This window comes from Phytobacter sp. V91 (assembly GCF_965644225.1).
Lineage (GTDB): Bacteria > Pseudomonadota > Gammaproteobacteria > Enterobacterales > Enterobacteriaceae > CBFFRJ01.
Genome location: NZ_CBFFRJ010000144.1, coordinates 1 through 12,107 on the forward strand (window position 1 = coordinate 1; position 12,107 = coordinate 12,107).

11 protein-coding genes and 2 pseudogenes are annotated in these 12,107 nt (G+C 53.7%); 9 read left to right on the top strand and 4 right to left on the bottom strand.

The window, feature by feature from the left end; translation table 11 throughout:
* Positions 1–69: 69 nt before the first annotated feature.
* Together ACSZO4_RS21740 and ACSZO4_RS21745 are read right to left on the bottom strand one after the other, a co-directional pair.
* A complete protein-coding gene (locus ACSZO4_RS21740; protein WP_437891145.1) occupies positions 70–219 on the bottom strand; it encodes an AAA family ATPase in 150 nt (49 codons plus the stop codon).
* A gap of 216 nt (positions 220–435) precedes the next feature.
* Positions 436–1,284, bottom strand: a pseudogene (locus ACSZO4_RS21745) (YifB family Mg chelatase-like AAA ATPase); the annotation flags it as partial.
* A gap of 339 nt (positions 1,285–1,623) precedes the next feature.
* Here ACSZO4_RS21745 and ilvL point away from each other — a divergent pair.
* The 8 genes and pseudogenes from ilvL to ACSZO4_RS21785 all read left to right on the top strand — a co-directional run bounded on the left by ilvL (position 1,624) and on the right by ACSZO4_RS21785 (position 8,981).
* Positions 1,624–1,722, top strand: coding sequence for an ilv operon leader peptide (gene ilvL / locus ACSZO4_RS21750; protein WP_001311244.1), 99 nt, complete (start codon positions 1,624–1,626; stop codon positions 1,720–1,722).
* 86 nt (positions 1,723–1,808) lie between these two features.
* The gene (gene ilvX, locus ACSZO4_RS21755) at positions 1,809–1,859 is read left to right on the top strand and encodes a peptide IlvX (protein WP_437891153.1); all 51 of its coding nucleotides are present in this window, start codon (positions 1,809–1,811) and stop codon (positions 1,857–1,859) included.
* Between the two features lie 2 nt (positions 1,860–1,861).
* Positions 1,862–3,508 carry an acetolactate synthase 2 catalytic subunit gene (ilvG, locus tag ACSZO4_RS21760; protein ID WP_437891146.1) on the top strand — a complete coding sequence of 549 codons (1,647 nt, stop codon included), beginning with the start codon at positions 1,862–1,864 and terminating at the stop codon, positions 3,506–3,508.
* On the top strand, positions 3,505–3,768 hold the full coding sequence (gene ilvM / locus ACSZO4_RS21765; protein ID WP_437891147.1) for an acetolactate synthase 2 small subunit: 264 nt from the start codon (positions 3,505–3,507) through the stop codon (positions 3,766–3,768). Before ilvG ends, ilvM begins: the two co-directional genes overlap by 4 nt.
* A gap of 16 nt (positions 3,769–3,784) precedes the next feature.
* Complete coding sequence (locus ACSZO4_RS21770) at positions 3,785–4,711, top strand: branched-chain amino acid transaminase (RefSeq protein WP_437891148.1); 927 nt, start codon at positions 3,785–3,787, stop codon at positions 4,709–4,711.
* A gap of 61 nt (positions 4,712–4,772) precedes the next feature.
* Positions 4,773–6,623, top strand: a complete 1,851-nt coding sequence (gene ilvD, locus ACSZO4_RS21775; protein ID WP_437891149.1) for a dihydroxy-acid dehydratase — start codon at positions 4,773–4,775, stop codon at positions 6,621–6,623.
* Positions 6,624–6,625: 2 nt separating this feature from the next.
* Positions 6,626–8,170 carry a threonine ammonia-lyase, biosynthetic gene (ilvA, locus tag ACSZO4_RS21780; RefSeq protein WP_437891154.1) on the top strand — a complete coding sequence of 515 codons (1,545 nt, stop codon included), beginning with the start codon at positions 6,626–6,628 and terminating at the stop codon, positions 8,168–8,170.
* Positions 8,171–8,279: 109 nt separating this feature from the next.
* Positions 8,280–8,981: pseudogene (locus ACSZO4_RS21785) on the top strand (DUF2461 domain-containing protein).
* A 15-nt stretch (positions 8,982–8,996) separates the two neighbouring features.
* On the opposite strand, the gene ACSZO4_RS21790 reads toward ACSZO4_RS21785, so the two are convergent.
* A complete protein-coding gene (locus tag ACSZO4_RS21790) occupies positions 8,997–9,368 on the bottom strand; it encodes a hypothetical protein (protein ID WP_437891150.1) in 372 nt (123 codons plus the stop codon).
* Positions 9,365–10,273: an HTH-type transcriptional activator IlvY gene (gene ilvY, locus ACSZO4_RS21795; protein WP_437891151.1), complete on the bottom strand. Its 909-nt coding sequence runs from the start codon at positions 10,271–10,273 to the stop codon at positions 9,365–9,367. The genes ACSZO4_RS21790 and ilvY overlap by 4 nt, the downstream gene beginning before the upstream one ends.
* Positions 10,274–10,427: 154 nt before the next feature.
* Between ilvY and ilvC the strand changes: the two genes are divergently transcribed.
* Entirely contained in the window at positions 10,428–11,903 is a 1,476-nt protein-coding gene (ilvC, locus tag ACSZO4_RS21800; RefSeq protein ID WP_437891152.1) for a ketol-acid reductoisomerase, read from the top strand.
* Positions 11,904–12,107 lie beyond the last annotated feature (204 nt).

The following is a 12,107-nucleotide window of genomic DNA, read 5'->3' on the forward strand; positions in this document are numbered from 1 at the left end:
TACTGAAAATGTTAGGGAAAGAATACAGTAATATGGTCATGGATGACTGACCATATTACTGGGGATCACTCAGCCCAGCACCAGATCAATGGCATCAAGAAATGTGGATTTTCCCGAATCGCCAGGACCGATAAGGCAGTTAAAACCAGGGCTTGGATACCAGTCTGCCTGTCGTATTGATCTAAAGTTTTCGATACTGATATGCCGGATCACTGCCATCTGCTTTCTCCCTGCGTAGGAATATTCATTCTTAAACTCGGAATGGAGAAAGATAATTACACATGATGCTGTGCTTTTTTATGATGCAGATGGTTATCCGATAAAATTCGATGAAGCCGATTTTCTTTCCTTTATATGCAGGCTATGTAAAGGAAAGGAAATGCCAGTGCTGTCGCACTTTATTCTATAAAGTCGCGTTTATTTCTATATGTTACAACCGCCTCCCACCATAGCGGCAAGTGAAGCACTATGGTGAGGCGCGCGAAACGGCCTCTGCCGCCACTTTTTCACAATGCTGGCGGAGTTAACCAGGCTTATGATGGCTGCGCTCTCAAGGGCTTCCTGACGATTTAAGGATGGCAACAGCGGCCCAAGTCGGCTGGCAAGCATCGTTTTTCCGGTGCCGGGAGGGCCAATAAGTAACAGGTTATGGCCTCCCGCTGCGGTTATCTCCAGCGCGCGTTTTCCTTGCTCCTGGCCAATCACATCACTCAGATCATCATGGGTGTTTACCTCCTCGGGAGGAAGCGTGAAGGAGGGGGGTTGTAGCGCATGCTTGCCTTCCAGAAATGCACACACTTCCTGCAAATGCTGTGCAACCAGACAATCTTGTGTCTCAGCCAGGCTGACCTCGGCTTCATTTTCCTGCGCCACGATAATACGCCTGCCTGCTTTAATGGCTTCGACAGTGCTTGAGATCGCACCCGGAACACCTCTTAACGCGCCTGTAAGCGCCAGTTCCCCCACGAACTCAAATTGGTGTAAATGATTGACGCTAAGTTGCTCAGAGGCAGCGAGAAGCGCAATAGCGATAGGTAAATCATATCGCCCGCCGTCCTTGGGTAAATCAGCAGGGGCGAGATTAATTGTGATCTTTTTGGCCGGAAATTCGTAGCCGCTGTTGATGATTGCACTGCGGACACGATCCCTGGCCTCCTTGACCGTTGTTTCCGGGAGCCCAACCATGGTTAAACCGGGAAGTCCGTTGCTGATATGAACTTCAGCGGTTACCAGGGGCGCCGAAATCCCTAATGCCGCTCGAGTATAGATAACCGCTAACGTCATAGTCTCTCCTTGTGAACCACGATTATGCGCTGTTCATTCAGACAGACGTTTGAGGGATTGACGTTCTTACGAGGTGACACGCAGGCTAATTGCTGATTCTCGTTCTCATTGCAGGACTCTGGAATCCTGGCCGCATCTTTTTCAACTTAGCGATCGCGCCCAAAATGCAGAAAAAAATGAAGAAATTTCATTTTTAGTTTTCTTTATAAAAAACAATGATTTTTATAGAAAAAATTTGTATGAAGCCTGATTGCGTCATAAATATTTCTTGTATCATCTCTCATATCTGTGATAACTCTTTAGGTATTCCTTCGAACCTGAAGACCGAAAGTACAGAAAATGACAGCCCTTCTACGAGTGATTAGCCTGGTCGTGATTAGCGTGGTGGTGATTATTATCCCACCGTGCGGGGCTGCACTTGGACGAGGAAAGGCTTAGAAATCAAGCCTTAACGAACTAAGACCCCCGCACCGAAAGGTCCGGGGGTTTTTTTATGACCTAAAAACATAGACGAGGAACAAAGAATGGCTTGCAGCACAAAATTCTGTTTCTCTCGATTTACGGCGGGGAACTAACTATGAATGGGGCGCAGTGGGTGGTACATGCGTTGCGAGCACAGCAGGTTGATACAGTCTTTGGGTATCCGGGTGGCGCAATCATGCCTGTATACGATGCGTTGTACGATGGCGGCGTGGATCACCTGTTGTGTCGGCATGAGCAGGGCGCTGCCATGGCGGCTATCGGCTATGCTCGCTCAACCGGAAAAACCGGGGTCTGCATCGCAACGTCTGGCCCAGGTGCCACCAATCTGATCACCGGTCTGGCTGACGCTCTGCTGGATTCTGTTCCGGTTGTGGCGATCACTGGTCAGGTTGCCGCTCCGTTGATCGGTACCGATGCGTTTCAGGAAGTGGACGTTCTCGGTTTGTCATTGGCCTGCACCAAACACAGTTTCCTGGTGCAATCGCTGGAAGAGTTACCGCGCGTAATCGCCGAGGCTTTCCAGGTGGCAAACTCAGGTCGTCCTGGCCCGGTTCTGGTCGATATTCCTAAAGATATTCAGTTAGCCTCCGGCCTGCTTGAGCCGCATTTTTCCACTATTGAAGACGACCTCTCTTTCCCACAGGCGGAAATGGCGCAGGCTCGCCAGATGCTGGCTCAGGCTAAAAAACCCATGCTGTATGTGGGCGGTGGTGTCGGGATGGCGCAGGCGGTTCCGGCGCTGCGGGCATTCCTTGCAGAAACTCAAATGCCCGTCACTTGCACACTGAAGGGGCTGGGCGTTGTGGAAGACAGCTATCCCTGGTATCTGGGGATGTTGGGCATGCATGGCACGAAAGCCGCGAACCTGGCGGTCCAGGAGTCCGATCTGTTGATTGCCGTGGGTGCTCGTTTCGACGACCGTGTAACCGGCAAGCTGAACACTTTTGCTCCCCATGCCAAAGTTATCCATATGGATATTGACCCGGCGGAAATGAATAAATTGCGCCAGGTGCATGTGGCGTTAGAAGGTGACCTGAACAGATTGCTGCCTGCTCTGCAACAGCCATTAGCCATTGATGAGTGGCGTAATCATAACGCTGATATGCGCACCGAGTTTGCCTGGCGTTATGATCATCCTGGCGAGTCTATCTATGCTCCGTTGCTGTTAAAACAGCTGTCAGACCGCAAACCTGCTAATAGCGTGGTGACCACCGATGTGGGTCAGCATCAAATGTGGTCTGCACAGCACATGACTTACACGCGCCCGGAAAACTTTATTACCTCCAGTGGCCTGGGAACGATGGGTTTTGGGCTGCCTGCCGCCGTGGGCGCCCAGGTCGCCCGCCCGGACGATACGGTTATCTGTATCTCCGGTGACGGCTCCTTCATGATGAATGTTCAGGAGCTGGGCACCGTAAAACGAAAACAGTTACCGCTGAAAATCCTGTTACTGGATAATCAGCGCTTAGGTATGGTTCGTCAGTGGCAGCAGTTATTCTTCAACGAACGTTATAGCGAGACCACACTTACTGATAACCCCGATTTCCTCGTTCTGGCTAGCGCCTTCGGCATTCCCGGCCAGCACATCACCCGTAAAGACCAGGTTGAAGCGGCACTCGACACTATGTTGTCCAGCGAGGGGCCTTACCTGCTTCATGTCTCAATCGACGAGCTTGAGAATGTCTGGCCATTGGTACCGCCAGGTGCCAGTAACTCACAAATGCTGGAGAAACAATCATGATGCAACATCAGGTCGCTGTGCAGGCTCGTTTGAACCCGGAAACCTTAGAACGTGTATTACGCGTGGTACGCCACCGCGGCTTTCAGGTTTGCGCGATGAACATGGAGACCGCCGCTGATAGCCGAAACATCAATATCGAATTGACCGTTGCCAGCCCCCGCCCCGTCGAATTACTGTTTAGCCAGTTAAGCAAACTGGTCGACGTCGCCCGGGTTGATATCCAGCAATGTACAACATCATCACAACAGATCCGCGCTTGAGCGCAAAGGAATTAAAATGACGAAGAAAGCTGATTACATTTGGTTCAATGGCGAGATGGTTCCGTGGGGAGAGGCGAAGGTTCACGTGATGTCTCACGCGCTGCACTACGGAACGTCTGTATTCGAAGGTATCCGTTGCTACGATTCGCACAAAGGGCCAGTGGTGTTCCGTCATCGCGAACACATGCAGCGTCTGCGTGATTCGGCCAAAATCTACCGTTTCCCGGTCTCTCAAAGCGTTGATGAATTGATGGAAGCCTGCCGCCAGGTTATCCGTAAAAACAACCTGACCAGCGCCTATATTCGTCCGCTGGTGTTTGTCGGTGATGTGGGTATGGGCGTGAATCCGCCAGATGGATACACCACCGATGTGATCATTGCGGCCTTCCCGTGGGGCGCATACCTTGGCGCAGAAGCGCTGGATCAGGGCATTGATGCGATGGTTTCCTCCTGGAACCGCGTTGCGCCGAACACCATTCCGACTGCGGCGAAAGCCGGTGGTAACTATCTTTCTTCTCTGCTTGTTGGTAGTGAAGCGCGCCGCCACGGTTACCAGGAAGGTATCGCGCTGGACGTGAACGGCTATATTTCAGAAGGGGCCGGTGAAAACCTGTTTGAAGTGAAAGATGGCGTGTTGTTCACTCCGCCGTTTACTTCTTCAGCGCTGCCGGGCATTACCCGTGATGCGATCATCAAACTGGCGCAGGATCTGGGCCTTGAAGTGCGTGAGCAGACACTGTCCCGTGAATCGCTGTACCTGGCTGACGAAGTCTTTATGTCCGGTACCGCCGCAGAAATCACGCCGGTTCGCAGCGTTGATGGCATCCAGGTGGGTGAAGGCCGTTGTGGCCCGGTCACCAAACGTATTCAGCAAGCATTCTTTGGCCTCTTTACCGGTGAAACCGAAGATAAATGGGGCTGGTTGGATCAAGTTAATCAATAAACAAAATGACAGGGCGGCACGCACCGCCTTGTTTTTTAGACAGACTGGGAGTAACTAACGCATGCCTAAGTACCGTTCCGCCACCACCACTCATGGGCGTAATATGGCGGGTGCCCGCGCGCTGTGGCGCGCCACCGGGATGACCGACGCAGATTTTGGTAAGCCAATTATCGCGGTCGTGAACTCGTTTACCCAGTTCGTGCCGGGCCACGTGCACCTGCGCGATCTCGGTAAGCTGGTTGCTGAGCAAATTGAAGCCTCCGGCGGCGTGGCGAAAGAGTTCAACACCATCGCCGTGGATGACGGGATTGCGATGGGCCACGGGGGCATGCTTTATTCACTGCCTTCGCGTGAGCTGATCGCCGATTCCGTGGAATATATGGTCAATGCCCACTGCGCTGATGCAATGGTCTGTATCTCCAACTGTGACAAAATCACCCCGGGGATGTTGATGGCGTCATTGCGCCTGAACATTCCGGTTATCTTCGTTTCCGGCGGCCCAATGGAAGCCGGTAAGACCAAGCTCTCCGACAAAATCATCAAGCTGGATCTGGTCGATGCCATGATTCAGGGTGCGGATCCGACCGTTTCTGACGATCAGAGCAACCAGGTTGAACGCTCTGCCTGCCCAACCTGTGGTTCCTGCTCCGGCATGTTTACCGCTAACTCAATGAACTGCCTGACCGAAGCCCTGGGTCTGTCACAGCCGGGCAATGGCTCGCTGCTGGCAACGCATGCTGACCGTAAGCAGCTGTTCCTCAACGCCGGTAAACGCATTGTTGAGCTGACCAAACGTTACTACGAGCAGGATGATGTCAGCGCGCTGCCGCGTAATATCGCCAATAAATCTGCATTTGAAAACGCCATGACGCTGGATATCGCCATGGGCGGCTCCACCAACACCGTTCTGCACCTGCTGGCTGCCGCACAGGAAGCGGAAATCGACTTCACCATGAGTGATATCGATAAGCTGTCCCGTAAAGTGCCACAGCTGTGTAAGGTTGCGCCGAGCACGCAGAAATACCATATGGAAGATGTGCACCGCGCCGGCGGCGTTCTGGGGATCCTCGGCGAACTTGATCGTGCCGGGTTGCTGAACCGGGACGTGAAAAACGTATTAGGTCTGACGCTGCCGCAATCTCTGGAACAGTACGATGTGATGCTGACCAACGACGAGGCGGTGAAAAAGATGTTCCGTGCCGGTCCGGCGGGCATTCGTACTACTCAGGCGTTCTCGCAGGATTGCCGCTGGGATACGCTGGATGACGATCGTGCCGAGGGCTGTATCCGCTCTCTGGAACATGCTTACAGCAAAGACGGCGGTCTGGCGGTGCTGTACGGCAACTTTGCTGAAAACGGCTGTATCGTAAAAACTGCCGGTGTGGATGACAGTATTTTGAAATTTACCGGCCCGGCGAAAGTGTATGAGAGCCAGGACGATGCCGTTGAAGCTATTCTTGGCGGCAAAGTGGTGGCTGGTGATGTGGTTGTCATCCGCTACGAAGGGCCGAAAGGTGGTCCGGGGATGCAGGAAATGCTTTACCCGACAACCTTCCTCAAATCGATGGGCCTTGGCAAAGCGTGCGCCCTGATTACCGATGGCCGTTTCTCCGGCGGTACTTCTGGTCTGTCAATTGGCCATGTTTCGCCGGAAGCGGCGAGCGGCGGCAATATTGCCATCATTGAAGACGGCGACATGATTGCTATCGATATCCCGAACCGTGGCATTTCGCTGCAATTGAGCGATGCGGAAATTGCTGCGCGTCGTGAAGCGCAGGAAGCCCGCGGCGCCCAGGCCTGGACGCCGAAAGCCCGTGAACGTCAGGTCTCCTTCGCGCTGCGTGCATACGCCAGCCTCGCCACCAGTGCAGATAAAGGCGCTGTACGCGACAAATCCAAACTTGGGGGCTAATGATGGCCGAATCACAACCCCTTTCCGCCGCCCCTGAGGGGGCGGAATATTTGCGTGCGGTACTGCGAGCGCCGGTGTACGAAGCCGTGCAGGTGACCCCGCTGCAAAAAATGGAAAAACTCTCTTCTCGCCTCGACAACGTCATACTGGTGAAGCGTGAGGACAGACAGCCGGTTCACAGCTTTAAGCTGCGTGGCGCCTACGCCATGATGGCGGGTTTAACCCCGGAACAAAAAGCCCATGGCGTGATCACTGCATCCGCAGGTAATCATGCCCAGGGTGTGGCGTATTCTTCCGCTCGTCTTGGCGTGAAAGCGCTGATCGTAATGCCGACGGCAACCGCTGATATCAAAGTGGATGCGGTACGTGGTTTTGGCGGTGAAGTACTGCTGCATGGCGCCAACTTCGATGAAGCCAAAGCCAAAGCGATTGAGTTATCTGAGCAGCAAGGCTTTACCTGGGTGCCGCCCTTTGATCATCCCATGGTGATTGCCGGGCAGGGTACGCTGGCGCTGGAGCTGTTACAGCAGGATGCCCATATCGACCGCGTGTTTGTGCCGGTCGGCGGCGGCGGCCTGGCCGCAGGCGTTGCGGTGCTTATCAAGCAACTGATGCCGCAAATCAAAGTGATCGCCGTCGAAGCTGAAGATTCGGCCTGCCTGAAAGCGGCACTGGATGCAGGTCATCCGGTCGATCTGCCGCGAGTCGGGCTTTTCGCTGAGGGTGTGGCGGTCAAGCGTATTGGCGATGAGACCTTCCGTCTTTGCCAGGAGTATCTTGACGATATCGTGACTGTCGACAGCGATGCGATTTGCGCCGCGATGAAAGACCTGTTCGAAGATGTGCGCGCAGTGGCAGAACCTTCAGGCGCACTGGCGCTGGCAGGGATGAAAAAGTACGTTGCGCAGCACAAGATCCGTGGCGAGCGTCTGGCGCATGTGCTTTCTGGCGCCAACGTAAACTTCCATGGTCTGCGTTATGTGTCTGAACGCTGTGAGCTGGGCGAACAACGCGAAGCACTGCTGGCGGTAACGATTCCGGAAGAAAAAGGCAGTTTCCTGAAATTCTGCCAGCTGCTGGGTGGCCGTTCGGTGACCGAGTTTAACTACCGTTTTGCGGATGCAAAAGACGCCTGCATTTTCGTCGGGGTACGTTTAAGCCGTGGTCTGGAGGAGCGTAAAGAGATCCTGCAACTGCTGAACGAAGGCGGCTACAGCGTGGTGGATCTGTCTGATGACGAAATGGCGAAGCTGCATGTTCGCTATATGGTCGGCGGGCGTCCCTCAAAACCACTGAAAGAACGGCTGTTCAGCTTCGAATTCCCGGAGGCCGCGGGGGCGTTGCTGAAGTTCCTGCATACGTTGGGTACCCACTGGAATATCTCCTTGTTCCATTATCGTAGCCACGGCACGGATTACGGCCGCGTTCTGGCAGCATTTGAACTGGGTGAGCATGAGCCGGACTTCGAAACCCGACTTAATGAACTCGGATACGACTGCCACGATGAGACCAACAACCCGGCATTTCGTTTCTTCCTTGCGGGCTAAGTAAGGCCGTTCAGGTAACTAAAACAAGGCACGATTTTTCGTGCCTTGTTTGTTTGCCGGGCACAGCGGCATAATGCGACTGGCAATTGCGCTAAACAGGGGAATTCACATGGCAGGACGCTTTCAGGGATTTGCACCGGAAGGGCTCGATTTTCTCCAGCAGGTTTGCATCGAAAACGAGAAGACATGGTTTGAAGAACATCGTTTTATTTACGATCGCAGCGTGCTTACCCCCTTTCGGGCGCTGGTGGATGATTTAGCCCCTACCATGCTTTAAATTGACCCACTGCTGGAAACGCGCTCTGCCATCGGCAAAACGCTGTCGCGTATCCATCGCGATACCCGTTTTTCTCACGATAAATCTCTCTATCGCAGCCGGATGTGGCTGACCTTTAAACGTTCGGCGAAGAACTGGACGGATGCGCCGGTTTATTTTTTTGAAATTAGCCCGGACACCCTGCGCTATGGGCTCGGTTACTATTGCGCCAGCAAATCAACGATGGATCTTTTTCGCCATACGTTGAAGAAGCGACCCACTCAATTTCTTGCAATGGCCGAATGTTGCCAGCCGCCGTTTGCCCTGGAAGCAGAGCGTTATAAGCGCCAGTTAGTGAAAGATCTCGATCCGGCGATTGCGAACTGGTATCAGTGCAAAACCTTTGCCGTGATGGTGACCGATAACGATATGGAAAAACTGTTCAACGCCGATTTGGTGACGCTACTGGCGCAGGGTTTTCGCCAGCTCGAGCCGTTGTATCAATGGCTGATGACGGTGGAAACCATGAAACAAATCGACCCGGCAGATTTATAAACGCGGGTCGCTTTATCAGAATAGCGAGCGTACAAAGGCATCAAGGCGCGGTGATTCATAAAACGCCATGCAGTTCGCCAGCACATCGTTGGTATGTTCGCGCGGATTTTTCAGTGATAACGTCAGTTTATGGCCGTCACGCGTCTCACGGGCGACAAATTTTTGCAGTTTCTCGTAAACCCCGGCGTTATCCAGCGCATAGCGTTCGATAAGGTAAGAGCGGTCGTCCATCATTTCCGGTGTAATATCCGGATTCACCCGGCGGTAGTTCTCGTCCAGGCACTGGCTTAAGGCAACATGTTTCGCATCCCGAATGCGCGTGTCTGCGGGTTTGGCAAGCGCAGCGCCGCTTATCACCAGCAGCAGAATCAGCAGATTTCGTTTCATTTCAGCTCCTCGCTTTTTCTTTCCAGTACTATTTTCCAGAAGGCTTCAATTAGCGGCTCAAACAGGCGTTTTTTCTGTGCGCAGACGCCCAGCTCAAACGGCGTTTTTTCATCACTGCGCTCCAGAATCATCACCCGGTTACGCACCGGCTCCGGGCTGTTTTCCAGCACCACTTCCGGGATCAGCGCCACGCCGCATCCCAGTGCGACCATGGACACCATGGCTTCATGTCCGCCGACGGTCGCGTAAATCGATGGGTTGCTGATTTTTTGCCGACGAAACCACAACTCGATGCGGCGACGTACCGGCCCCTGATCGGCCATGATAAAGGGCACATTTGACCAGTCGGGTTCGGGCTGCGAAACCTGATTACGCACCGGGCAGGGAAGTGCCGGGGCAATCAACACCACCGCCAGATTCTCCAGCATGGAAAAGGCTACCGCCCCTGGTAAGGCTTCCGGCTTCCCGGCAATCGCCAGATCGGCTTCCCCGGTCACGACTTTCTCCATGGCGTCTGCAGCATCACCGGTGGTGAGTTTTATTTCCACGGAAGGATGCTCAGCGCGAAAACGGTCAAGTATCGGCGGCAGGTGACTGTAGGCGGCGGTCACCGAGCAGAAGATATGCAACTCCCCGGAGAGCGACGGACCTTGCTGATCGATGGTGTGGCGAAGCTGCTGATACTGCAACAACGTTTGCTGGGCAAAATTTCGCAGCTCTTCACCTGCTTCAGTCAGAGTGACAGTGCGATTATCACGTACAAAGAGCGGCTGACCCAGATCCTCTTCGAGTCGCTGTATCTGGCGTGAAAGTGTGGAGGGGCTCACGTGGATAGCGCGCGCACTGCGGCCAAAATGGCGACTCTCCGCCAGATGCAAAAAAGTTTTCAGGTCACGTAAATCCATGGGATGTACTCCACATTTTAGCGTTGCAGTTCTTGCAACATGACGTTGTTAATATATCAATTTAAGCAACGCATTTCCTGTCATATAGTGGGTTCATTCTCGCAAATGCGAACTGAACAAAAAGCACGACAACACAACATCACGAGGTTTCACCATGGCTAACTACTTTAATACACTGAATCTGCGCCAGCAGCTGGCACAGCTGGGTAAATGTCGCTTTATGGCACGTGACGAATTCGCCGATGGCGCGAGCTACCTGCAGGGTAAAAAAGTGGTTATCGTCGGTTGTGGCGCTCAGGGCCTTAACCAGGGCCTGAACATGCGTGACTCCGGTCTGGATATTTCTTACGCCCTGCGTGCTGAAGCTATCGCGGAAAAACGCGCGTCCTGGCGTAAAGCGACCGAGAATGGTTTTAAAGTCGGGACTTACGAAGAGCTGGTTCCGCAGGCTGACCTGGTGGTTAACCTGACGCCGGACAAACAGCACTCTGACGTTGTGCGTTCCGTACAACCGCTGATGAAAGACGGCGCGGCGCTGGGTTACTCCCATGGTTTCAACATCGTGGAAGTGGGCGAGCAGATCCGTAAAGACATCACCGTAGTGATGGTCGCCCCGAAATGCCCGGGTACTGAAGTCCGTGAAGAGTACAAACGTGGTTTCGGCGTGCCGACACTGATTGCCGTTCACCCGGAAAACGATCCAAAAGGCGAAGGTATGGCCATCGCCAAAGCCTGGGCTGCGGCCACTGGCGGTCATCGTGCAGGTGTTCTGGAGTCTTCTTTCGTTGCGGAAGTAAAATCTGACCTGATGGGCGAGCAGACCATTCTGTGCGGCATGCTGCAGGCCGGTTCACTGCTGTGCTTTGACAAGCTGGTGGCTGAAGGCACTGACGCTGCGTATGCAGAAAAACTGATTCAGTTCGGCTGGGAAACCGTGACCGAAGCGCTGAAACAGGGCGGTATCACCCTGATGATGGATCGTCTGTCCAACCCGGCGAAACTGCGTGCTTACGCGCTGTCTGAGCAACTGAAAGAGATCATGGCGCCGTTGTTCCAGAAACATATGGACGACATCATCTCCGGTGAATTCTCCTCCGGTATGATGGCTGACTGGGCGAATGACGATAAGAAACTGCTGACCTGGCGCGAAGAGACCGGCAAAACCGCGTTCGAAACCGCAGCGCAGCAGGAAGGTAAAATCGGTGAGCAGGAATACTTCGATAATGGCGTGCTGATGATCGCGATGGTGAAAGCAGGCGTTGAGCTGGCGTTCGAAACCATGGTGGATTCCGGCATCATCGAAGAGTCTGCTTACTATGAATCGCTGCATGAACTGCCGCTGATTGCCAATACCATTGCCCGTAAGCGTCTGTATGAAATGAACGTGGTTATCTCTGATACCGCTGAGTACGGTAACTACCTGTTCTCTTACGCCTGCGTACCGCTGCTGAAAGAGTTTATGACCACCCTGCAAACCGGTGACCTGGGCCAGGCGATTGCTGAAGGCGCTGTCGACAACGCGCAGCTGCGTGACGTTAACGAAGCCATTCAGGCGCACCCGATTGAAGCTGTTGGTAAGAAACTGCGTGGCTATATGACCGATATGAAACGCATCGCTGTCGCGGGCTAACTGGAATCGGTGCGGGCCTGATGCCCTCACCCTGGCCTTCTCCCAGTTGGAGAAGGTGCAAACTGGGTGGTGCGGCTTGATGCCCTCACCCCGACCCTCTCCCACGGGAGAGGGAGCAAACTGGGCGGTGCGGCCTGATGCCCTCACCCCAACCCTTGTATGTTTAAAGTCACTTCAGTTACCCGCCACCAGGCGGGTACACTG